Source organism: Leclercia sp. M-A074-M (assembly GCF_965195605.1).
Taxonomy (GTDB): Bacteria; Pseudomonadota; Gammaproteobacteria; order Enterobacterales; family Enterobacteriaceae; genus Enterobacter.
The window spans coordinates 41,385-65,189 of record NZ_CBDAHM010000014.1 but is presented as its reverse complement, the minus strand read 5'-3'; the positions used below and the strand labels follow the sequence as shown (position 1 = coordinate 65,189).

At 49.5% G+C, this 23,805-nt stretch carries 19 protein-coding genes; 14 read left to right on the top strand and 5 right to left on the bottom strand.

Annotated features, from left to right (window positions below):
* Positions 1-514: 514 nt before the first annotated feature.
* The 3 genes from ACOKCT_RS21395 to ACOKCT_RS21385 all read left to right on the top strand — a co-directional run bounded on the left by ACOKCT_RS21395 (position 515) and on the right by ACOKCT_RS21385 (position 2,583).
* Entirely contained in the window at positions 515-1,441 is a 927-nt protein-coding gene (locus ACOKCT_RS21395; RefSeq protein WP_172693850.1) for a hypothetical protein, read from the top strand.
* A gap of 44 nt (positions 1,442-1,485) precedes the next feature.
* Entirely contained in the window at positions 1,486-1,740 is a 255-nt protein-coding gene (locus ACOKCT_RS21390) for a hypothetical protein (protein ID WP_172693851.1), read from the top strand.
* Between the two features lie 498 nt (positions 1,741-2,238).
* Complete coding sequence (locus tag ACOKCT_RS21385) at positions 2,239-2,583, top strand: abortive infection protein (protein WP_172693852.1); 345 nt, start codon at positions 2,239-2,241, stop codon at positions 2,581-2,583.
* A gap of 143 nt (positions 2,584-2,726) precedes the next feature.
* On the opposite strand, the gene ACOKCT_RS21380 is transcribed toward ACOKCT_RS21385, so the two are convergent.
* Positions 2,727-3,728, bottom strand: a complete 1,002-nt coding sequence (locus tag ACOKCT_RS21380) for a DUF4238 domain-containing protein (RefSeq protein WP_172693853.1) — start codon at positions 3,726-3,728, stop codon at positions 2,727-2,729.
* Positions 3,729-4,456: 728 nt separating this feature from the next.
* Between ACOKCT_RS21380 and ACOKCT_RS21375 the strand changes: the two genes are divergently transcribed.
* From ACOKCT_RS21375 to adhE, 4 genes are all read left to right on the top strand, one after another.
* Positions 4,457-5,845 (top strand): MFS transporter, encoded by a 1,389-nt coding sequence (locus ACOKCT_RS21375; RefSeq protein WP_172693854.1) that lies wholly within the window; start codon positions 4,457-4,459, stop codon positions 5,843-5,845.
* Between the two features lie 14 nt (positions 5,846-5,859).
* Entirely contained in the window at positions 5,860-6,786 is a 927-nt protein-coding gene (locus ACOKCT_RS21370) for a hydroxyacid dehydrogenase (protein WP_172693855.1), read from the top strand.
* A gap of 14 nt (positions 6,787-6,800) precedes the next feature.
* Positions 6,801-7,493, top strand: coding sequence for an RraA family protein (locus tag ACOKCT_RS21365; protein WP_043519730.1), 693 nt, complete (start codon positions 6,801-6,803; stop codon positions 7,491-7,493).
* 179 nt (positions 7,494-7,672) lie between these two features.
* Entirely contained in the window at positions 7,673-10,351 is a 2,679-nt protein-coding gene (gene adhE / locus ACOKCT_RS21360; protein WP_172693856.1) for a bifunctional acetaldehyde-CoA/alcohol dehydrogenase, read from the top strand.
* Positions 10,352-10,412: 61 nt separating this feature from the next.
* On the opposite strand, the gene ACOKCT_RS21355 is transcribed toward adhE, so the two are convergent.
* Positions 10,413-11,324, bottom strand: coding sequence for a LysR family transcriptional regulator (locus tag ACOKCT_RS21355; protein ID WP_172693857.1), 912 nt, complete (start codon positions 11,322-11,324; stop codon positions 10,413-10,415).
* Between the two features lie 97 nt (positions 11,325-11,421).
* Between ACOKCT_RS21355 and ACOKCT_RS21350 the strand changes: the two genes are divergently transcribed.
* Positions 11,422-12,027, top strand: coding sequence for a hypothetical protein (locus tag ACOKCT_RS21350; RefSeq protein WP_172693858.1), 606 nt, complete (start codon positions 11,422-11,424; stop codon positions 12,025-12,027).
* 223 nt (positions 12,028-12,250) lie between these two features.
* On the opposite strand, the gene ACOKCT_RS21345 is transcribed toward ACOKCT_RS21350, so the two are convergent.
* On the bottom strand, positions 12,251-13,129 hold the full coding sequence (locus ACOKCT_RS21345) for a restriction endonuclease (RefSeq protein WP_172693874.1): 879 nt from the start codon (positions 13,127-13,129) through the stop codon (positions 12,251-12,253).
* A gap of 258 nt (positions 13,130-13,387) precedes the next feature.
* Here ACOKCT_RS21345 and ACOKCT_RS21340 point away from each other — a divergent pair, with 258 nt between their 5' ends.
* Positions 13,388-14,380 carry a hypothetical protein gene (locus ACOKCT_RS21340; protein WP_254258572.1) on the top strand — a complete coding sequence of 331 codons (993 nt, stop codon included), beginning with the start codon at positions 13,388-13,390 and terminating at the stop codon, positions 14,378-14,380.
* Between the two features lie 59 nt (positions 14,381-14,439).
* Here the strand turns inward: ACOKCT_RS21340 and ACOKCT_RS21335 are convergent, their stop codons facing one another.
* Together ACOKCT_RS21335 and ACOKCT_RS21330 are read right to left on the bottom strand one after the other, a co-directional pair.
* Complete coding sequence (locus tag ACOKCT_RS21335) at positions 14,440-15,780, bottom strand: hypothetical protein (protein ID WP_172693859.1); 1,341 nt, start codon at positions 15,778-15,780, stop codon at positions 14,440-14,442.
* 280 nt (positions 15,781-16,060) lie between these two features.
* Positions 16,061-19,873 carry a hypothetical protein gene (locus tag ACOKCT_RS21330; protein ID WP_172693860.1) on the bottom strand — a complete coding sequence of 1,271 codons (3,813 nt, stop codon included), beginning with the start codon at positions 19,871-19,873 and terminating at the stop codon, positions 16,061-16,063.
* Positions 19,874-19,984: 111 nt separating this feature from the next.
* Between ACOKCT_RS21330 and ACOKCT_RS21325 the strand changes: the two genes are divergently transcribed.
* From ACOKCT_RS21325 to ACOKCT_RS21305, 5 genes are all read left to right on the top strand, one after another.
* Positions 19,985-20,233 carry a DMT family transporter gene (locus tag ACOKCT_RS21325; RefSeq protein WP_172693861.1) on the top strand — a complete coding sequence of 83 codons (249 nt, stop codon included), beginning with the start codon at positions 19,985-19,987 and terminating at the stop codon, positions 20,231-20,233.
* Between the two features lie 255 nt (positions 20,234-20,488).
* Positions 20,489-20,719, top strand: coding sequence for a type II toxin-antitoxin system VapB family antitoxin (gene vapB / locus ACOKCT_RS21320; protein ID WP_172693876.1), 231 nt, complete (start codon positions 20,489-20,491; stop codon positions 20,717-20,719).
* Entirely contained in the window at positions 20,716-21,132 is a 417-nt protein-coding gene (locus tag ACOKCT_RS21315) for a type II toxin-antitoxin system VapC family toxin (protein WP_114388530.1), read from the top strand. Before vapB ends, ACOKCT_RS21315 begins: the two co-directional genes overlap by 4 nt.
* A 73-nt stretch (positions 21,133-21,205) precedes the next feature.
* The gene (locus ACOKCT_RS21310) at positions 21,206-22,768 is read left to right on the top strand and encodes an ATP-dependent nuclease (protein WP_114388529.1); all 1,563 of its coding nucleotides are present in this window, start codon (positions 21,206-21,208) and stop codon (positions 22,766-22,768) included.
* Entirely contained in the window at positions 22,753-23,775 is a 1,023-nt protein-coding gene (locus ACOKCT_RS21305; protein ID WP_114388528.1) for a DNA helicase UvrD, read from the top strand. Before ACOKCT_RS21310 ends, ACOKCT_RS21305 begins: the two co-directional genes overlap by 16 nt.
* Positions 23,776-23,805 lie beyond the last annotated feature (30 nt).

Genomic DNA, 23,805 nt, shown 5'->3' with positions numbered 1-23,805 from the left:
AATGATAGAATTTAAATAGTCCCGATCCGTAACCATAACTCACCGAAGCACCTGACAGTCACGACACAGAATTTTTCCTGCCGTCATAATTTCTGGCCTGATAATAAGCAGCCATATAACCACGCAATTAAATTACCGGATGGTCGTTTCCGGTAGATCCGAGTTTCTGTCGAATCGCGACTTTCCGGAAGTGTACCACGCCGGCAAAATAAGCGAAGCGCCCATTTCTGCCGCTGAGCCACAGGTCACGATCAGGGCCTGAAACACAACATATGGAAGAAGTCGCAGCTGATGGTGTGGCACATCTTGTGTTTCCGGGCCGGCGGGCGGGGAGTGACGATCAGGAGATCCGGGACCGGGAGTTTTCGGATCTCAGAAAAGACGGTGAACAGGAAATATACAGTGGAGCATACGAATTATAAAAACATATGCTTTGCAGTATTTAAACACCCTCAATCCCAGGATAATGTATAAGAATTGCAGTAATGCACCCTCCCGTGAAAAGGTACACTTGATGAGTGAAAAAGAACATGACATGACAAACGACGGTGGAGAGAGCGTAACGTACACGCTGCGGAACATTCCTGCCGACATTGACCGGGTGATCACCGACCTGGCAAATCATGCGCGTAAGCCAAAGGCGACGTTTCTACGTGAGTTCCTGGAAGACAGCTTCCGGGACGTCATCGACAGTTTCGCCCTGAAAAACCCGCTCATCGCCTCTCTTGATGACGAGCTGGCCAGTTATCTGGGCGCCGAGGTCATGGAGAAACGCTACCAAAGCCACTACATCACCCGCTGGAACCAGGAATACCAGAAGCTGCTCGGGATCTCAACGGAAGAGGAGCTTCGCCGGGTGGTGCTGACCAACACGCCCTTCCTGCACGCACGTGCCGACCAGGTGCTTAAGGGCTGGAAAAAGATCCCGCGCGGGATCTCTCTGACCTTTTCCCTGTTTGCCGAGATCGCCGGCCGGGACAGGGAAACCATTGACCGTGCCTGGAACAGGATTTTTTACTCGCAGTTGCAGGAGAAAAAACACCGCTTTTACCAGGATATCGAGGCCATCCGTGTCCTGAAAAAGCTTCCTGTCCTCTCCGGCTACCGCTGGACGAAGGATGACATCACCGTGCGTATCTACCGCCCTGAAGACTACGCCTACGGCGCGTGGCGTGTTGCTCTGACTCTCCCCGAAAATTACGCCCTACAGATGTGGAACATTCCGTTTCCCGAGCTTGAAGGCCGCCGCTTTTCCGCCGACCCGGGCTACAGCGCACTGATCAGCGCCGAACCCGACAGATGGGATCAGGCCTTCCGTTTTGTGGACGGGAATTGTGAGCTTCATCTTTACACCAACGGCATGGAAGAAGACCAGAATCCCACCCCGCTACCGGATGTCGCTCAGGCGTTGATCAAAGTGGTGGAATATAACCTGCTGTAACGAACCCGCCTCTGCGGGCACAACTGCATCATCAGGAGGGTGCAATGAAAGGACGACAGAGCCGCTATGTCACCGGCGGAGAGAGTTTCGCGGAGATCGCCCGTCGCCCGGTCGGGACGGTGGTGATGCTCAGCCTGAACACCGGCCTTGAGGATGCGCTGCGGGAGACATCCAAATCCCTCAAGTCGGCCTTCAGCCGGAGTGGCCGTAAATGCCGGTTGTCAGCCGGAACAGCGGGAGGTCCGTTTACCTGTCGCAGGCAGGGCACCGCAACCCATCTGTTCGTGGCGGTACTCTGAGGGGGCAGGGGGCAAAAACCTGAAAAATGTATTAGCCTGGCTGCCACGGTACGGCCGAAAATAGATGTACAGAGAGGAATGAATAGCACTTTTTGCTAAAAATACACCAACAATACTATGCTATAGTAACTTTAATGGAAAACTGCGCCTTGACATAGTGTGAGTTTTCTGTTAACCTTACTTACATAGTATCGTTCCGTCCCGCTCCACCCCAACAAATCCGTTTATTTCCCGCCAGACTGGTCATCACCATTCCGGCCTGGATTTTTTTTGGATTTTTTTCCGGGGAGCACCCGGGACGAGCTTAAAATCAGGATGACAAACAGGAGGATGCGAATGAACACATCATAGCGGGGCTGAAAGAGAAAACATTCTGTACGGTATCAACAGCGTTCACGCGTGTGAGGCGCCGGGTGCCTTTTCAATCAAAAAATGAGGTCAGAACCATGATCACAGGCAACACATCAGTGTTAACAACAACCATCCATTGGAGGATATATGGATTTTCTGAAAGACACCGAGGGAACGGTTTTATTCCCATTCCAGACTGAAATCGCTTTTGTTCTGGCGATTATCACCACCGCTAAAAACCTTTCCGTCAGTGCCTGGGGGCACATCGGACAGAAGCAATACTGGAGCGCGTGTCTCTGTATTTTGCTTCTGGTGGCTTACGTGGGACTCTGTGCCGCGGTGGTCTGGGCTGTAGTACCCTGGCTTAAGGCCTTTATTGTGTCGAAATTTGCGGTTTCGGCACTCTGGATCACGCCAGTAAAGAGCGGGCTGCTCTGGGGTATCGGTAAAGTGGTTGGAGCCGCTTACCGAAAGTTTACTCTATCTAAGTAAGAGCCGCAACGCTACACGAACGGATGGCGAATGTCAACAGATATTCGCCATCTCCTTACGGCGGTGGTCCCTGTGGCCACTGCCGCTTTCGCCTGCCTGCTTTTCTTGCCCATGGAACATGATAGCAAACGCCTGGCGTGACCCTACAACGTAAACCGCGGGCCTGTGCGGTAACGATCATCAGCAGCCAGCATTCTCTCAACCAGAGAAAAATCGTTTTCACTGCAGAACACGTACTGCTCTGCGTACTCCACCTGCAGCGCGTTGTAGTGCGTGACATGCTCCGGGGTAAGCGGCATAAGAAGATAGTCTGTAAATGTGTTGAGATGACTGAGCATTTCAAACGGGCGCATGTGACGCGGGATCCGGTACGGGGCTCTGGCCATGAGTAGCTGAAGATTCTGCTTATCTCGAATCATTTTTTCCCGGATGGAAGGGCAATACATGGCCAGCATCAGCGTCGATGACAGGGGCAGATAGATTTCTATGCCGCGTACGGCCAGTCCGAGATTACCGTACGCCCCGAAGTCATTGCTGTTCTTAAGCACTACGGGATTGTCTGATACGTAAAACGGACGTTCTGGCCTGGTTTCCAGAAGGTACCAGTCCTTTTTCAGCAGGTGATCAATATGTGACATCTGCTGGACGAGCTGCCGCAGAAAAATATCCTTGGTATCGCCCCCGGACGACAGGCCCAGGGTTTCCAAGGCCTGCTCTTTAGTCGAACCGATTGCCTCCATCTTATCGGTAAGCACCGAAATCATGCCTGAGATACGCTCCAGTTCGCCGAAGGTTCGTGCGCGCTGCACGGCAACAAACACGGCCAGCCTGTAGCGTTCGTCATGTGTCAGCCTGCGAATATCCCTGTGCGCCAGCAGGGCTGCAATTACCGGTGCCGCGTGGTGCTCGTAAATCCCCAGGAGTGGTTCAAGACTCAGACGGTCCGGGTGATTATCGAGGTTGTAGAACGTGTTGCGGACGGTCGCATCATCCGGCGTGGTGGCATAGGCGCGCCCGACAGCCTTGTCAAAGGCGTATAAACGCTGCCGCTTACCCTTTCCCGGCGTACTGAAATGCTTCAGTAAAAAACGGGGAACCGTATGCTGCCTGACCACATCGGTCTGCAGGTTGACTGGATCGGCCATAACTTTATCTCCCTGAAAAGCCACGCAGGTGCATCGGTATTGACTGCATGGGCAGCTGGTTTGCGGCATAACATTAGAAAACAGAACCAATCGATAATTCCTGTGTTTAACGCCTTGTCAGTATCGATGAAATTTAAATCTCCGGTTATGGTATTTTTCGGATCTCAGCGGAAGAAGAAAGAGATTATTGCTGATAAAGCATAAATTCAGGAGGATTGCTGCAACTAGGGGATTATTGTGACTGAAGGAACAATATATGAAAGTGATAACAAAATTGTTCATCCAACGAACGTCAGCTCATCCTGAATATGTTTTGCAGCCCTCATGCTACGTTTCCGCCATGCATATGCAACTCACCGCGTTCCTAGCTGACGGTGCTACTGCCCGGTCCGGAACGATCCTGATCTGAGGACAGGGCGCGCCTGCCCCGCCTCATCTCAGGGTCCGGAATACGTGAGAATCATACGAAAAAGGCAAAAAATTGATTTCGTGATCGTTATCAAAGTCAGGCCGACGCAATGACAAAGCGCAAGAAAATCTGTCATTAAATGCGTGTCTTATCACATAAACAAATCAATTAATTTTTAATAAATAAACTCCTATATGCTATTCCTTTTTGGAATACCCCCCCCGAAATACTATTCGGTCGTAAGAACTGATTCCATTTGCTAAAACAAAAACACGCAAAAAATAAGAAAGCTTTTTCCCTACACCACAGGCAGAAAAATATGAAACAACCTACAACTCAAAAACGAAGCGGCTATCGATGGATAGTTGCCGTCATGTTCTTTACGGTATACATGATAGCCGGTGCAGACCGGGCAAATATTGGTGTTGTCGTTCCCTTTATAAAAGAAGACTTTCATCTCTCAAACGTAGATATCGGATTACTGGCCAGCCTATTTTATATTACCTATGCACTGGTTCAAATCCCGGTTGGTTTTCTGTTCAGCAAGTATGGCATCGGTAAGATTTTATCCGGATGCATGATCTTAACGTCTATATCAACATTGTTTATTGGACTGACAGGCAGTGTATTACAATTAAAATTTGCACGTGCTGTTCTTGGGGCATCGGAAGGCCCACTTAACATTGGCATTGTCTCCATTATTAACCGCTGGTTCCCTGCCAAAGAAAAAGGTCTGGCGACCGGTATCTTCATGTCCTCAATTAAATTTGCGCCCGCTTTTGTGCCACCGCTGTGCGCCTGGATCGTGCTGACATGGGGCTGGCGTGAAGTATTCTATATATTCGCGGTACCCGGGTTCCTGATTGCCATTATGTGGCTGATGTTCGTCAAGGACGATCCGTCAGAAAGCAAATACTGCAATGAGGCCGAGCGGGATTATATCCTCAATTCTGATAACGAAGCCCTGGCTCAGACAAACGCCGTTACCGGAACGACCGAACCCGCCAAATCAGGTTTTCTTGACACGCTGATCCGTCGCAAAGAAGTCGATTTACTGAGTGACTCGCGGTCAATTTTCCTGTCCTGGAATAACTGGGCATGTGCAATAGGCTACGGGCTGATGGTGGGCATAACATACTCCATTATGACATGGGTACCGTCTTACCTGATTAATGAAAAGCATATGTCAGTTCTGAGCATGGGTTTCGTGGCCTCTGCACCCTGGGTCGGTGCCATCATTGGTAACCTGTTGGGCGGCGTCCTGTCCGACCGCCTGTTTAAAGGACGCAGGAAGCCCGTCATGTTTATCACTTCTGCATCCACGGTGATCATGATGTATGTACTGATTAATACCCCGACCATCCCGGTAGTCATTGCAGGTCTGTTCTTTCTGACGGGAGTATTGCTAAACATCGGTTATTCAACCTTCCTGGTTTATCCGATGGGACTGGCTGTTAAGCAGAAAGTACCGTTGGCGGCATCCGTTGTTAATACCGTAGGCTCTGTTGGCGGGGCTGTCTCTCCGTTCGTCGTCGGCGTGATCCTCGATAATTACGGCTGGGACCAGGTCTTCCTTTTCCTGAGTATCTGTTCCTTTGTCACCCTGTGCTTACTGATGACCATGATTGAGCCTGTAGCAAAAAAGAATCCCCGGGAACCTAAAAGTACCCTTTTAGTAAACGAAAGCACCCGAATTGAGCAGCCGTAAATAAGGAGTAAGGCATGAAAGTTTTTATTATGGACCCGGTAAGTCCAAAGGTTATTGAAGAAATTTCAAAAAAATATGAAACCGTTGCTTATCCGGAGTCCCGCGATCGCAACTGGCATGAAGAAGCAGATGCGCTGATTGTGCGTACCTGGGTTGTAAGTGCTGAAGATATAGAAAAAGCCCGAAATCTTAAAATCATCGCCAAGCATGGTGTGGGCGTGGACAACATTAATGTACTGGCTGCAAAAGCAAACAATATCCTTGTGACCAATACACCTGGCGCCAATGCCATCAGCGTGGCTGAGTATGTTGTGACGCTGGCGCTCTCTCTTTATCGCAGCGTGCCGCTCTATTCTTATCGCGTACGCTATGGCGAATGGAAAGCCCTGCCGAAAGCATTTGAGCTGAGTGAAAAAACGGTAGGTCTCGTCGGTCTGGGTGATATCGGACTGCGCGTGGCAAAAATCCTGAAATCCGGGTTTGGCGCGCGGGTTCTGGCTTACGATCCCTACGCTCCGGAGCAGCTGTTCACTGAAAACGGTGTTGAGCGGGTACTGACGGTGGACGATTTACTGACCACGTGTGATGTGGTGAGCCTGCATGTCCCGTTGACGCCGCAGACCAGGAATATGATCGCCAGACGTGAACTGAGCATGATGAAAGAAGATGCAGTTCTCATCAACGTATCCCGCGGCGGGATCGTCAATGAAGACGATTTATACGATGCACTCAAAAATAACGTAATTTTTGCAGCAGCATGCGACGTCTTCGTCGAGGAGCCCCTGAATAAGGACTGCCCTCTGCTTGAGCTCGATAATTTCGTGGCCTCACCGCACGTGGGCGGCAGCAGTAATGAATCTCTGATCCGTATGGGCATGGGCGCATTTGCCAGTGTTGATGCCGCCCTGAATGGCCAGTCCCCTAAAAACTTAATTTCTTAATCCGGAGCCTTACTATGCGTACTACTAAATTTGACGACGTTATCAACTTCCCGCGTTTATCTGAAGCACAGATCGAACGCGCAAGAAAATACCAGGCCGCAATTCTCTCCGATGTAGCAGGCCGACGTGGCGCCCTTCACAGCTCCATTAAGCCGTTGCGTAATGATATGCAGGTGGTGGGCACTGCTTTCACGGTTGAATCCCGTCCGGGTGATAATCTGATGTTCCACGTTGCGCTGGCTCTGGCCAAGCCCGGGGATGTCATTATCGTTGCAGGCCAAGGTTATGCATCCAGCGCCATGTTTGGCGAACTGATGGTAACTCAGGCAGAAGCGGCGGGTATCGGTGGTTTTGTTGTGGATGGTGCCTCCCGCGATTTCGACACCATCGGCAATTCCAGAATGCCAATCTTTGCCGCAGGCCGTAACCCGGCAGGCCCGACTAAAAACATCGGTGGTAAAATTTGCTGCCCGATTTCCTTGGGTGACGTGGCCGTACAGCCAGGTGATCTGGTCGTCGGTGACTGTGACGGCGTGGTCGTTATTCCTCGCCAGGAAGTGGACGCCGTACTCGAAGCTGCAGAAAAAAAGGTGCAGGCTGAACAGGAACGGATGAAAGAAATTGAGCAGGGCATCCTCGTTTCACCTTGGCTGGATGATGCGCTGCGTGCCGCCGGTGTTATTGCGGCAAACGAAACCCTGATGTGATTTTCAGCCAGCAGTAATATGTAGCAAAAAATCTTCGCCCCAAGTAGTTTTTAACCGAATCATTGCAGTGTAATTATATAAATAATTATACAGGAAGCGTGCGCATTTTTTTTCGCCGCAATCTTAATGCGTACAATGATTCGGTTTTTTCTTTTTATTTACTTTCAGAGATTACCACCATGTCGATAAACAATATTGAAAAGTTGAACGCGTTAGTGGAACGTGTAAAAGCCGCGCAAAAGATTTATGCCACTTTCTCCCAGGAGCAGGTCGACAAAATATTCCACGCTGCAGCGCTGGCGGCAGCGGACGCCCGAATACCGCTTGCGAAAATGGCTGTTTCCGAATCCGGGATGGGGGTTGTGGAAGATAAAGTTATTAAAAATCACTTTGCCTCTGAATATATATACAATGCTTATAAGGATGAAAAAACCTGCGGTGTGCTGGAGGAAGATGACACATTTGGCACCATCACTATCGCGGAACCCATTGGTATTATTTGTGGCATCGTTCCGACGACTAACCCGACATCCACAGCCATCTTTAAGGCACTGATTAGCCTTAAAACACGTAACGCCATCATTTTCTCCCCGCATCCACGAGCCAGAAATGCCACAAATGAAGCCGCGAAAATAGTGCTCCGGGCAGCGATTGCTGCAGGTGCTCCGGCAGATCTGATTGGCTGGATCGATGAGCCATCTGTCGAATTATCTAACGCGCTGATGCACCACCCTGACATCAACCTTATTCTGGCGACCGGCGGTCCGGGTATGGTGAAAGCCGCCTACAGTTCCGGCAAACCTGCAATCGGCGTGGGAGCCGGTAACACGCCCGTAGTGATCGATGAAACCGCTGACATTAAGCGTGCAGTGGCATCGGTGCTGATGTCCAAAACGTTCGACAACGGTGTGATCTGTGCATCTGAGCAGTCTGTCGTGGTGGTGGACAGTGTCTATGACGCTGTCCGGGAGCGCTTTGCCAGTCATGGCGGATATCTTCTGCAGGGTAAAGAGCTGAAAGCCGTGCAGGGCATCATTCTGAAAAATGGCGCGCTGAATGCGGCGATTGTTGGCCAGCCGGCTTACAAAATCGCTGAAATGGCGGGTTTCACTGTTCCGGTCACCACCAAAATTTTAATTGGTGAAGTGAAAAATGTGGACGACAGCGAACCCTTTGCACACGAAAAACTGTCTCCCACCCTTGCCATGTTCCGGGCAAAAGATTTTGACGATGCGCTTGTTAAAGCAGAGAAACTGGTGGCAATGGGGGGGATCGGTCACACGTCATGCCTGTATACAGACCAGGATAATCAGCCAGAACGTATACAGAAATTCGGTTCAGAAATGAAGACTGCGCGCATTCTGATCAACACCCCGGCTTCACAGGGGGGGATTGGCGATCTCTATAACTTCAAACTGGCTCCGTCTCTTACCCTCGGCTGTGGCTCATGGGGTGGAAACTCCATTTCGGAGAACGTCGGGCCCAAGCACCTGATCAACAAAAAAACTGTGGCAAAAAGGGCTGAAAATATGTTGTGGCATAAAATACCGAAATCCGTGTACTTCCGCCGGGGTTCCCTGCCGGTTGCGCTGGATGAGGTCATTGCCGATGGCCACAAACGCGCTATCGTGGTTACCGACCGCTTCCTGTTCAATAACGGGTACGCCGATCAGATTACATCTGTTCTCAAACAGGCAGGGGTGGAAACAGAAGTTTTCTTTGAAGTGGAAGCCGATCCGACACTGAGTGTGGTTCGTAAAGGCACGGCGCTGATGAATGCCTTCAGGCCTGACGTCATTATTGCCCTCGGAGGGGGATCGCCAATGGACGCAGCCAAAATCATGTGGGTGATGTACGAACATCCGGAAACGCATTTTGAAGAGCTGGCATTGCGCTTTATGGATATTCGTAAGCGTATCTACAAATTCCCTAAAATGGGCGTAAAAGCAAAAATGATCGCGGTTACCACCACATCCGGTACGGGGTCAGAAGTGACACCTTTTGCCGTGGTGACTGACGATAAGACCGGCCAGAAATATCCGCTGGCTGATTATGCCCTGACGCCGGATATGGCCGTTGTCGATGCTAACCTGGTGATGGACATGCCGAAATCATTATGTGCATTTGGCGGTCTGGATGCGGTAACGCATGCGCTGGAAGCGTACGTTTCCGTGCTGGCATCTGAGTTCTCTGATGGCCAGGCACTGCAGGCACTCAGGTTACTGAAAGAAAATCTGCCGGCGTCCTATCATGAAGGGGCCAGAAATCCGGTTGCCCGCGAACGTGTTCACAGCGCAGCCACTATTGCCGGGATTGCATTCGCTAACGCTTTCCTGGGTGTCTGCCATTCCATGGCACATAAGCTGGGTTCGCAGTTCCACATTCCGCATGGTCTCGCTAACTCACTGCTCATCTGCAACGTGATCCGCTACAACGCGAATGATAATCCGACGAAACAGACGACATTCAGCCAGTATGATCGTCCGCAGGCCCGCCGCCGCTATGCTGAGGTGGCAAACCATCTCGGCCTGACGGCGGCAACGGACAGCACAACGGTAAAAATTGAGAAACTGCTGGCCTGGCTTGAAAGCATCAAAGCAGAACTGGGTATACCGAACTCCATTCGTGAGGCCGGCGTTCAGGAAGTCGACTTCCTGTCACATGTCGACAAGCTTGCGGAAGATGCCTTTGATGATCAGTGTACCGGGGCTAACCCGCGCTATCCCCTTATAACTGAACTGAAGCAAATTCTCCTCGACAGCTTCTATGGCCTTAAATACACGGAAGAGGAAATGAGCGGAGAAAGGTTGCCGGTGAACGCCCGACATAAACAGGGTGAAAAAACGCTTACCCGGTAGGACCCGAGCTGGCTCCCGTTACCCCGGGAGCCAGCATAATAACCAGCAAGTTACACTATACTTACTGGAAAATATCCAGTGCTTTATTCAGATTATAATCTGCATTTGTTCTGGCCAGGTTAGCCAGCAGGGGAAGAGAAGTCCGGGTGTCGCTGATATTCCAGCAAAAGTAATAGTCCACGATGGGCAGTTCGAATTCACTGACATGCGCTGTAAGTTTTTTACTGATAACAAGTGGCGTTAAAAGTGTCTGGGGCAGCAGGCTGATACCCACCTTTGCTATAGTGCATGCCGTAATGGCCGACAAACTGTTGCAGGTCATCGTTCTTGCTGAATTTACATGATTATGAGTGATCCATTGATCATAAATACGTTTTAAATGGGAATCGGCTGTGTGAGTCAGATGGGTAAAGTTTTGCAGCTGTTCTGAAGTGATACGGCTACTAACCGGGAGTAATTCGGGTGACGCAGCCCAGAGGAATTTTACTGTGGAAAGCTGAACTGCATTAAAATGCTTATCCTGCTCTGAATTGAACGGCAATATGGCGAAATCTATTTCGCCTTTCGTCAGTCTCTTCAGTAATACTGCGGCAACATCAACATAAATTTCGGCTTCGAAATTTATGTTAATGTTATAAACAGAAGAAATATAGCCAGGAAACCAGGTCATTGCCGTAAGTTCACTTATGCCGGCCTTGAATTTCCCACTTATTTCCGATGAAGGGGTGACTGTGTTGTAAATTTCATTTTCAATCTGAATCATCCGGAATGCATGGTCAAAAATTTTTGTCCCGACTTCCGTTAAGACAAGTTTTTGAGCGGAACGGGAAAAAAGTGACTGCGAAAGAAAACTTTCCAGCTCAAGCACTCTTTTGGAAAGGGTGGACTGGGTTATGTTTAATTTCGCTGCCGCTGCACTGATACTACCGAGGCTTGCCGCCCAGTAGAATGCCTGCAGTTGTTTGAGGGTCATGATTTTTTCCTTTTATTTGTTACGCAATAATTGTAGTCCTTAACTCAGGTTAATAAAAGACGTTGTAACACCAGGTATACAGATTTATGGAGGCAAAATGAAAAAATCAGTAACGAAAAATGAAGTGCCATTTATAAGTTCCTTCGACGCACACGTATCATACTGCCTCCTTGTTGCAATAGGTATTGAGCGTAAATGCGGGAGAATTAATAGCCATCACCAACAACAAAGTTTCATTGATGGCTGGATAAAAAAAGCCCTGCATAACAAGATATTTCCTGTTTCAGCAAGGCATTGTCTTGAAAAACTAAAAAACCAAAATAATTCAACGATTCAGGGCGCTGAGATCCTGAAGAATTGTTTATCCCGCTGGAATTTCTGGCAATCCGTAATACTGAACCAGAGCGATTTGGTAAAAGTTTCATATTTCTGTGAAGAGCTTAAACAGTCAGGCTGGCAGGGGAACAGTATGACGCCAGGAGAATGGGGAACACCTTTTAATGCGATGAATGGAAAACATTATTTCACTCAGAAACAGAGTCTCAGGGACGTTTTTAACAGATCCGGGAAGCTACTCAGTCCCCTTGTATTCAGGGTGAAGCAATATGACAGTGAGTTTATGTCATTGCTGAAAAATTATAATTTTTTGCGCATTAATACAGTAAAACAATGCGGAACGACAGAAATCACAATTGGAGTCTGAATTGCAGCCGCAGGGTATTTCGTGAAAAAGTGACGACCTGTCTCACTCCTAATGCTCGCTCATCATGCCCCGGCACCCGGAAGCTGTGCTCGGGTGCCTGAAGCTGGCCGCGCTGGTGACTAATAATGTAAGAGAATCTGGGCGCGTGCCAGGGCTGGCGATGGAAAACAGGGTCAAGGTAAGTCGCTGGATTCAGTGATCACCCCTGAAATTTCCGGGCTCGTTATTTCATCGTACCGGGTATTTTATTTTTAAGCGTGTAAAGTCTGTCAAATTGCGCGTAGGGTTCTCCTTTTTCGGCTGCATGCCGGAGTTTTGCCTCCAGAAGTTCGGGCAGTGCGATCCCGTGACTGAGCGAATGATAAAGATCATAACCGCTGACACAAATAACCCGCTTAACTTTACCGAAGGCAGTCAGGCCTTCTGCAGTATAACCCATCCAGCTGATGAACACGCCTCGTGTCCAGGTCGCCTTGGTCCTGAGTTTACCTTCGAAAACGTGGAGATCGGCAACGGGCGTCCTGTTCTGGTGCCATTTCGCTTCCATCAGGTAAAATTCATCATTCAGCCGAAAGCTGCCGTCGATCTGTTCGCCTGTGTTACGGAAAGATGAACGGGGGGCGAGCTTAAAGGTACTGAACAGGTCAGCCAGCCAGCTTTCAAACCGGAACCCCCGGGTATGCGGTGCCAAGGTTTTCAGCTCGTTCATTTCGTTTACAAGTGAAGGCCAGTCAATTCCGTGCCAGACCTGGACAGGTTTATCGCCCCTGGCTGTTTCAGCGTCCGTATTTTCCAGTCGGGAAAGCAATGCAAGCCAGTCATTACGGGTTCGTTCAGCCTGTTCAGGCATAGCCTCGGTTTTATATTGCCAGAGGGCGTTGAGAACCTGCAGGGCAGTATCACGATCCACCTGTTTCAGCAGACATCTGACCCGTTTGGCTTTAGACGTTCCCTCCTCCTGATAAAGCTCATCATCAATATCGATGCTCAGTTCTTCATCAAAGAAAGCCGACAGAGTACGGTTAGAGAAATCCAGTATCCATCCCGGGTCGCTTTCAAAAACGAGGTTAAACAGTCTCAGATCCTGCATTTTCAGTTTCACGCCAGCCTCCTGTTTTTTCATCAGTATAACGGGAAGGAAATGCAGGTGGTACTGAGCGACATTCACCGTACCGGTGCAGGCATATTCCGACTTCACCAGAAATCGGATCTCAGTGAAAAGATGAGAGAGCAGGTAATAAAAACGTTGAAATCGTAATACAACCAGGCAATCATAACCCAATAGCCATTTGGTGTCCGAATCACCAATTGTGGTGTTTTTTTTTGTAATTTCGCTTAAAACGTCAAAGAGGAGTTCATTATGGAAACTCAGCCTACAACTGAAAGAAATGAGTCCCAGGGGACAGTGTCGGTCTCGCTCAAGGGTATTCCGACCGATCAGGGCCACGCGCTGAAAGAAGTGGCAAAAGCCCGCGACATTAACCAGTCCGCGTTGCTGCGTGAGATGGTCAGTGCCAGCATGGGCAGCATCCTCCACGTCTTCTGCCTCAAAAGCTCGCTGGTCGCTTCCCTGGATCAGGATATCGCCCAGTATAGCGGCAGTCAGGTTCTTCCGGCCTGGAACAGTGTACCTCCGGCCCCCCAGTTTGAAGTAGCCTACCGTGATCTGCTTGGTATAAGTACGGAAGATGATTTGACCCGTATTCTGCTCCGTAATGCGCAGCACCTCCGCTCGCGGGCCAGCCAGGTTATGCGGGGGGTGCCGCAATTCTACGGTGGTACTGCCCTGTATTTTGCTCTGTTCTGTGAAGTTGCCAGTCGTGATGAGCAGACCATTGAAGCCTTCTGGGCCAGTATTGCCCGCTTCTGGGGGGCGTGGTATCGCCGCCAGGATTATTACGGTCACATTAACCAGTTACGCAGTATTATGGGACTTGATCCCGCAGATCGTCTCTATGAGGCACGGGCGAAAGGCTTTTACAGCCAGGCGGAGGTTTTTCAGGGCGAAGGTGGTGAGAAAGGACTGAGACAGGTTCTGCTGACGTTACGCACAGAGAATACCCGGGCTCTGCCAGCTGGCGCTACCAAGCTGTTCAGCCTGCCCAACTGCAATGGCCACATTCTGATGCCTGACCCGGGGTATGGCGCACCTTTCATTTACCAGAACAACGCTCTGGGAATAGGCTTCCGTTTCCAGGAAGAGTCCTGCTCTCTGCACTGTTACAGCGTGGAGGACTCCCGTATAGGAGACACACAGACACTTAGTGAACTGGCTAATGCCCTGGTTGATGGCGTAGATGAAACACTCCGTGCCTATACCGCAACCATAACCTCCTCGGTAAACCAGAAATAATTGCGTTAAGGCCACCACCGTGTGGCCTTTCTTAATCCGGGAAATTCTGCCATTCTTTTTCAGGCGAAAAGATTTTGCTCCAGTAAGTCGCTTTCTTCTTTGAAACCAGCATGTTTGAGTTTATCTATGATGCGCGAAGGATAAGCTCGCCGCCCGACGCTGCGCAACCAGACCTCCTTTATTTCAGCCATGCGGCTCCGTTGAGAAGATGAGAATGCTACCTCCACTTCCTTTTTGTAAGATTCGTAGCAGCTGTCATGCTCCTCACTAAAACAATAATCTCCGGCGTCCAGTAATGCCTGTAGCCCGGCAAGTTTCTCTGCTGTTGCCCACTGCTTAAACTGATTGAAAGAAGTGCGGGTGTCTTTCGTTACCTGGAGTTCATGGTTCAACCCCTGCATAGGGCTAACCGGTACAACCGGAGAAGTACTAATGCCGGATATGTCATCACGTAATTCGTCCGACAAAGCATCGCGATCCCATGCCACCTTCCAGAAGTCATTGAGAGTTATCAAATCTGCCATAGACAATCCCGGAATAGCTCCGGGCACGCCGATAATTCGAGCCAAATCTCTGCTGTCTTGAATTTTTCTGAATGCCTCAGACAGTTCTTTGCTGCCGATATTGTATTCAGATTTGATGGAGTCTTTGATGCCAGTAAGGCCTGAAGAAGGCTCAGCCCATGACTGCCGCATGGGCAACTGAACAGCGATAGCCTGAAGATCATTACGACTGAGGTTTTTGGTGAAAACCCCGGTTGAGTATTCCTTCCATAGCCAGTGAGTCAACCCTGTTAGTTCTTCCAGTTGCTCACGAATGACGCGAAACTGATCACGCAGAACCAATACGTTGATAACACTGACGTCTGTCAGATGTTTCTTGGCTTCAGTACTGTAACTGTAGCGAAACGTCTGACCAGTGGGATCTGTTTCCCCAATACAGCGAATGAGAGGTTCCAGCGCTGACACCTTTTCATTATAACGTCGATCAAACGCGGCTGCATGGCCTGAAAAAAATGCCCACAGGTTCATAATATCGTGCTGATTCAGCACTTTTTCTACGTCCGCATCCGGTGCAAGCGGCTGTTTACGTAGTTTCGCTAGCCGGCTGAGATCCTGTATCTGCCCCTTAATAGTCAGTTCCACTGAGTGCCGCAGATTGAAGCAGATGGGATAAATAAGCGTATCCAGTAATGCGCGCTGCCCTGAAATCAGGGCATCAATAAGCAGGAATACGCTGTCAGCGAAGCCGTCAGCATAATAATAAAGGTCCGGTGAACCGTTGTTCCCCACACAGGCATTGTAGGCCCCACGTGTATGATCACCTTGGAACAGGGCATTCCAATTAAATGGGGGTTGTTGTGAACCAGGATTTTCACTAATTGATGTTGAATTAACCATTTACTAGCACTCTCTGTAAAATTGTAATTTCCCGAAACAGGTCAGAGCTGATTATCCCGCCAGTCAAAAGATTGGTGCAACCGGAATAAATGGCAGACGGTTGAGAGGCGGATAGATCCGGAACTTGGAGTTTCCGGATCCTGAGCGGAGAAAGGAGATATTATTGAAATTTAAGCAATAATGTAAAATTAGTTATGCAGATAACGGCACAATGCGCGATAAGCAACAGTAGAAATCATTTATTGCAAGAACAGCAAAAAAACAACCGTGGTGTGCGCCCTCATCCTTCGGTCGCAGGGTCAGAATCAGATCGCACAGGATTGATGACCATCTTGTGTTCATCCCGGCCGGTTCCCATTTTTGGCGGCTGAATCAGGCCAGCTTCGCTGAGTTGCTCAGCCAGCTCCCATAACTCTGCTGTGTGAGTCATTTTGCGGTACCTCTCATTTGGTAACAGTCCATGGTAGTTCTCATCGGCGAAGCTGTTCAGCACATTATGGAGCATGTTTTTATCGGCATCTCCGGCAGCCAGGCAGCTTTTCAGGAGGGATAAGCGCAGGGTGTCGTCATACATCCATGGACTCAGTTCAGCCAGCAGATCTAAGGGCAGCAGCTGTACCTCATCCATCAGGTCCGGATCGTTATCACGCAGCCAGCGCAGGGTGCCCACCTTGATATTCATACCAATATGCCCGTTACCGAACAACTCCCGGGCCAGATCTCTGTCGAAACTATCATCGATATAGAATATCTCTTCAGGTTCAGCAGACAGAAGTTCCGGCCGCCGGGCAAGATGGTTGCAAAGCAGGGTATTCATCCTGTTCAAATTATTATCTTCGCCACTGAGAGCATTATACAGTGCCGTAAAGACCTGTATTGTCGGAGCCAGTTTGTTCAGTGAACATAATACTTCGGCATTCCTGATCGGAATGTTTTTTGGAATTTCCATAATAAGAACGCTGAAGCAATTCATCACTCTCCGTAAAGTGTCTTCCGACAGATCAGGAGATGCAATAAATTTTTTTAGAAACGTATCGAAAACGTGTCCTGAGGAAATGACAATATTTGCTGGCTTTAACATGTGGTGTTTAGCGTTAGCCCAGCGCACAAGGTCGTAAGGTATATCAATCATGTTATCGTGTAGCAGATGAACAAAGTTATCCAGACTTGGTGATATACGATCATGAGAGAGTAAAAGGCTGTAGGTATTGATTTCCGGAGCAGCCGGGTCTCTGGGTGATAACTCGGCTTGGTTTTCGATCGAAGCTATATTGTCGATACAAAATTCCATGCGATTTATAATCAGCTCCGCGGTGCTGAGCATCATAAGATGAGAGCTAAGCAGTTCGGGGATACGGTCAAATTCATCTGAGGTAACAAATAAATCAGACACGAACGCATCTATGTTTTTATTTATTACATTTTTTAATTCAGGAAAGCTAAGTGACTCAAGGCACTGTAACGGTCTGCGTGCAAAATCCAGCCCGTCCTTGCTCTGCGACAACAGCAGATAAATATTCTGAAGGTTTTCTGCTGAATAGGAAAAAAGCCCCTTAGAGACCAAGTGAGTGACCAGGGCCCGGTGTTCTTCTGTTGCCACAACCGGAATATTGGATACCAGAAAGCGGTTACTAATGAGTGTATCTGAAAACATCTCCGTATGACTTTCAGGTACGAATTCAATCAGCGACGCTGAGCCGGAAATAATTCCTTCTGCCAGTTCGTAAATATCATCGTTTAACCAGGCATTCTTATATTTGTTCAGGCATAACATCAAGGAGGTCATCTCCTGAACAAATTCCTGCGGTTCAGACTCAGAGAGATATGTCAGAAGTTTCCGGAGTAGCTTTTCGTCCTGCATAAAGATTTCACAGTACCGGAGCCGGAGCTCCGTGGAGAATTCACGCTGGATCAACGCCAGTAACTTGATCGCACGCTCACCGCCTGACTGGCCGAGTAGCGCTGCCGTGTTCTCTTTAAGCGTTTCTGGTGCATTATCAAGCAGCCAGTGAATAATGTCCGGATGCTGCGCATTTTCCCGCTCGATAACAGCCAGTTTTTTTAAACGGGCAACCACATTAGGAGTATTTTGCAGGGGGATAGTGAACGACTCCCCTGCATCATTGCCGGCCATTACCGACTTGATAAATATGTTATCATTTTCTGTCAGCACTCCCGGCATGAAGACGGAGCGGAAGGACATATAGTCGGTCGAGAGATAGCCGCTGGATAACAGAAAATAGACAAAGTCGAGTTGCTCGTTCTGACGCGGGGTCAGTTCCTTTCCGTCATTAACATGTTGCACGACCCAGCTGCGGAAGCCAGATTTCTGCATACGGTTGATGATCCCGGAAACGGATTCGGCTCTTATACTTCTTTTTTCTGTTTCAAGTAAGGCTATATTGTTTTTAAGGCGTAAAATACTGGCATCGGTTTTTTTCTCGATTAACTCACATCGTTCTTCATATGCTGTGCGAAGCGAACTGACTTCATTCACTCCGACCTGCAGAATATTATGATGCCGGAAACTATCGATGATACTAAACCCTTCGCTATTAAGTAGCTTCACAAAGTCGTCTTCATCATCGAGAATGTGTTTCAGACTCAGAATAGATCCGTTATAGAATGAAAGCTTTTCTCTGTAAACTTCACTAATGTACGGAGACAGCAGTTCTTTCCGCAGTGCCCCCCGGTAGGTATTTTTTTCGCTGTTAATACTATTTAACTGATTTTGTTCTAGGCTAATCTGCGCATTAATATCTTTAACATACCTCTGGTGAATGAATCGGTCCACATAAGCATCCATAAAATGGAAAACAATGCCGCCTTTTTTATCAATGCTGTGGTAATCCTCAGCGCATAAATTCTTATACGCAATCATGGCCAGAAGTTTAGGGGTGTTTTCCCGATTGTTTACTATATTCTGATATAATCTGAATTCATTGGTGATGTTGTGCATAACCCGCATATCAGGGATGAAAGTGGCGATCCTGCTGATACATTCATCCAGTCCTTTCTGTTTTCGTTCCTCCTTAGTGAATTTATTGCTGAAATGATCAGAGGCATTATCCTTATCCATCACCGGAATGACAGGTATAACAAAATCAAAAAATTTAGTCCGTGACTCCGCAGAACTGAAAAGATCGTCCCGGACAGCATAAATAAACTTTAAAGGATTCCTGTCAGAAAGACAGTTGTTAATTATCTGGTTAATTTCACGGAGCTTTATAAAAATGCGATTATTATTGAGGCGATCAAGATCTTCGAATATAACCACATCATACTTTGTGGAATCGAAGAAGTAGACGATCTCATCAATGTAGACATTCAACAGGGATGGGGACGATGACTTTGTCGTCACCGCACCTTTCAGAATATCTACTTTATCCAGGCTGACTTTTCTGTCAAAGATACCGGTCCGGTGCAGCTGATACAGAAGCAGGGACAGTGAGCCCAAAACCGATAATACAGCCCCGATCAGGCGTGCTGAAAAAGGCCATACAAGAAGCTTCTGACTTAATGCCACCGGCAGTGAAAGCTTGGCTGTTATGTAGTCAGGGGCAAGGAAAAAAAGGGCAACGCCTGCCAGCATCATTGTCAACGTAAGCAACGCGGCAGATTTCAGTATCTGCCCTGCCGTAACACCTGAGATTCGCTCAATGCGGGAGTAAGGTAGTTCATTTTTTTTATTTTTATAAAGGATTTGTTGCAGGATACTGTATTCAATGGATTTCTCTGAAGTCTCTGCGTTTTTTTCAACCTCTTCAGATTTTCCTTTCTCGAGCTGATCTTCTTTTTCTGACACCGATTTCTGCATATCAAAATCAGCAAGTGACACGGTTAACACACGCAGCGCGCCTTCCTTTGCCTGACACCAGGTTTTCAGTACCGAACTCTTTCCGGCTCCGTAAGGTCCGGTCACTGCAACGTTACGTATGTCGGGCTGGCTGTAAGCAAAATTCAGGGCTTCAATATAGCTGGCGGCTTTTTCTTGCTCCAGAACCGCTGGAGTGAGTGCTTCATATCCGAGTGCATTCACTTCGGCACTGTCACTCTCTGCGGCATGCAATGTAAGCCAGGGTGTGGGTATCATTTTCAGACTCTTCCGTTAGTTGTTTTGCACAGTATTTCACTGGTTTTCATCAAGTTCCATTCCAATTCCTGTCGTAAGGTTAAATGACAGCTGAAAGCTGCGCTGACCCGCATGGGTAAAGCCCTACACGTAACCGGCTGGCGCTTTTCTTGTGCCCTGCTTGCAGCGAATGCAGCTGTTTTTGGCGCAAAACTGGATGCAGGAAATTTTACTGTTCTGATCGTGGTGGGGCAGTTGTTCACCGGGTTTGTAATGGATCTCTTTCGACACACATATGTGAGATACCGGCCGTTCAGGCAGACATGTTTAGTCGGTGAGACTCACATTCTGGCTGGCGCAATTTTTTATCCAGCTTGGTAGCTGACCAAGGGCAATTACATGTAGGTTCCTACATTACCTTTTTTCGGATCTCAGCGGAAAATAGGGAAGTAAGGATTGGTTTAGCATATCCATATGTAAGACATCTGCATAGGTCAGGCATACGCATACCATCTGCATATCCAGCCCCTATACATATGCATTACATCTGCATATACTGAACATATGCACACACCCGGTGCAATGAACACCATTCCGGATATGCTTCATATATCCACACTTACCCGGGAGCGAATCATGAGAACCGTATCTATTTTTAAAAACGGCAATAACCGCGCCATCCGCCTTCCCCGCGATCTTGATTTTGAGGGGGTGAGCGAGCTGGAGATCGTCCGGGAAGGGGACAGCATCATCCTGCGTCCCGTCCGGCCGACCTGGGGCTCGTTCGCCCAGCTTGAAAAAGCTGATTCGGACTTTATGGCGGAGCGTGAGGACGTTGTCACCGACGAAGGACGATTTGACCTGTGAACAAGATTTATATGCTCGACACGAACATCTGCTCATTCATCATGCGCGAGCAGCCGGAAGCCGTCCTGAAGCGCCTGGAGCAGGCGGTGCTGCGCAGCCAGCGCATCGTTGTCTCGGCCATCACTTATTCCGAGATGCGCTTCGGCGCCACCGGGCCGAAGGCCTCACCGCGGCATATCGAGCTGGTCGACGCGTTCTGCGCCCGCCTCGATGCCATCCTGCCCTGGGACCGCGCCGCGGTGGATGCGACTACAGAAATCAAGGTGGCGCTGCGCCTCGCGGGTACACCGATCGGGCCGAACGACACGGCGATCGCCGGGCACGCCATTGCCGCCGGCGCGGTGCTGGTGACGAATAATGTGCGGGAATTTGAGCGGGTGCCGGGTCTGGTGCTGGAAGACTGGGTAAGATAACGCTGTAATACAAAACAGGCGGTCTGGCGCTGCCGGACACTCTTTCAGTCAGCGGTATATAAAGGAATAAAAGATGCCTCTGATCACGCGGCTTATGCTGCAAAACTTTAAAAAGTTTCCGGAACTGGATCTGCGCTTCACTCATGACCGTAACATTCTGGTCGGTGACAACGAGTCCGGGAAAAGCACGATTCTGCTGGCCCTTGACCTTGTGCTGAGTGACAGCCGGCACCGGGTCGAGGCATTGGGTGTGGAATCGCTCCTGTCCCAGTCAGCAGTCAGGCATTTTCAGGAAGGTGAGCGCCGCGCCGAGCTGTTACCCGTGCTGACAGCTGACGTTTTCCTGAGTAATGGGGGAGATCCTGACCTGAACGGCAGGCAAAATCTGGCGGGTATCGATGCGGATGGACTCAGAATGCGCATTGCACCAATGACGGAGGAATACGGTCAGGATATTCACAATGTACTACAGCAGGATCCCGATAATTTTCCCTATGAATACTATTCCGTGCGGTTCAGCACCTTCTCCGGTGGTCATTTCGCCGGCTTCAGACGCTATCTGCGCCATCTGCTGTTAGACAGTGCACGCATCGATAACGAGCACGCCGCACAGGAATATACGCGCACAGTTTACAGCGTCAATGTGCCGGTGGCCGATCGTTACCGGCTTGAAAACAGTTACCGGCAACAGAAAATGCTCTTCTGCACCCGGCATCTGTCAGCCATAAACGACACGCTGGAAACGTATCAGTTTGGCGTGCGTTCCGGTGCTAAATCAGGTCTTGAGGCGAATCTGGACATTACCGAGGACGGTATTTCCATTCGTCACCGTGGAAAAGGAAGGCAGTGCTTCATCAAAACAGAGTTTGCGCTGCAGCGCCATCAGCAGCAGGGAGAGCTCCACGCACTGTTGCTTGAGGAGCCGGAGAATCATCTCAGCCATGTCAGTATGAAGAGGCTAGTTAATCAGCTTGCCACTGAACGGCAGACGCAGGTGTTTATTGCCACACACAGCAGCCATATCTCCTCCCGCCTCGATCTGCGTAAGGCAATCCTCCTCGGATCTACCCGGCCGGTACTGATGAATGAACTTTCCGCTGAGACTGCCGCCTTCTTCATGAAAGCACCGGATAATAACGTGCTGGAATTTGCGCTGGCCAGACGTGTACTGCTCGTGGAGGGGGATGCTGAGTTTATTCTGATTGAGGCCTTTTATCGCCGCCTGTATGGCAGGGCGCCGGAGGATGACGGGGTTCACATCATCGCTATCGGCGGAACGAGTTTCCGTCGTTATCTTGAACTGGCCCGTCTTCTGGAAAATCGCGTCGCGGCCCTTCGTGATAATGACGGAAACTATCAGCAAAACTGCGATGAACGCTATGCTGACGTGCTGTGTTCCCGCACCCGGGTATTTGCTGATCGCGACAACACCCGATCCACATTTGAAATCTGCCTGTATCAGGATAACGCTGCTCTGTGTGACGCGCTTTTCCGCGGAACCCGCCGAACACTCACGGTGCAGGAATACATGCTGGCCAATAAGGCAGAAGCAGCATTCCGGCTGTTACAGCTGCACGCCGAAGAGCTGACGGTACCTGATTATATTCAGGAGGCACTGGCATGGATAAGAGAGTGATATTTGCGGTTGCCGGCTCGGGCAAGACCACGCTGCTGATACGGCGGTTGAGTGAGGACCGGAGAACGCTGATCCTGACCTTCACCGTGAATAATGAAGCGCATCTGCGGGCGCAGATTATCAGACGTTTTGGCTTTATCCCGGACGGGATCAGGGTGATGACCTGGTTTGAGTTTCTGCACGGTTTTTGCTTCCGGCCTTTCCTGCAGGAGCGGCTGGCATCGCGTGGCCTGAGCTTCGACCGACCCCCTCCCGGAATACCGCGCACGAATGCCCGGCATTATCAGGATCCCGCCGGACGGCTATATCACCGGAGGCTCGCAAACTTGCTGACAGCCCGGGGGCTGCTGCCGGATATCCGTACCCGGCTTGCCCGTTACTACGATGAACTGCTTCTCGATGAAGTCCAGGACTTTGCCGGACATGACTTTGATTTTCTGCTGGAGCTCTGCCGTGCGGAAATCACTGTGCTGTGTTGCGGTGATTTTTATCAGCATACCTTTGATACAAGCCGTGACGGCAACGTTAATTCAACGCTGCACGATGACATTACGCGATATGAGGCCCGCTTCGCCGCAGCAGGTTTCATGGTTGACCGCAACACGCTCAACCGAACATGGCGTTGCTCGGCTTCGGTGTGCGAGTTTATCACCGGGCAACTGAACATCCGTATCGCTGCCCATGGGATACATGCCACCCTGATTGAAACGATCACAGATGCAGAGCACACAGCCACCCTGCACGCCGATAATACGGTGATTAAGCTCTTCTATCGTGAACATCACCGTTACGGCTGCTATTCCATGAACTGGGGCGTCAGCAAAGGGCTCGATCACTTTCAGGATGTCTGCATTGTGATGGGGCCCGCCCACTGGAAGCTTCTGACCCGTCAGGAACTGGCAGCCCTTCCACCGTCGTCCCGTAACAGGCTGTACGTGGCATGCTCACGGGCGCGCGGCAACATTTATTTTGTTCCGGAAACTCATCTGCGCCGATTCCGAAATTGAGTTAGCTGCTTCTCAGTAGGGCACAAATCA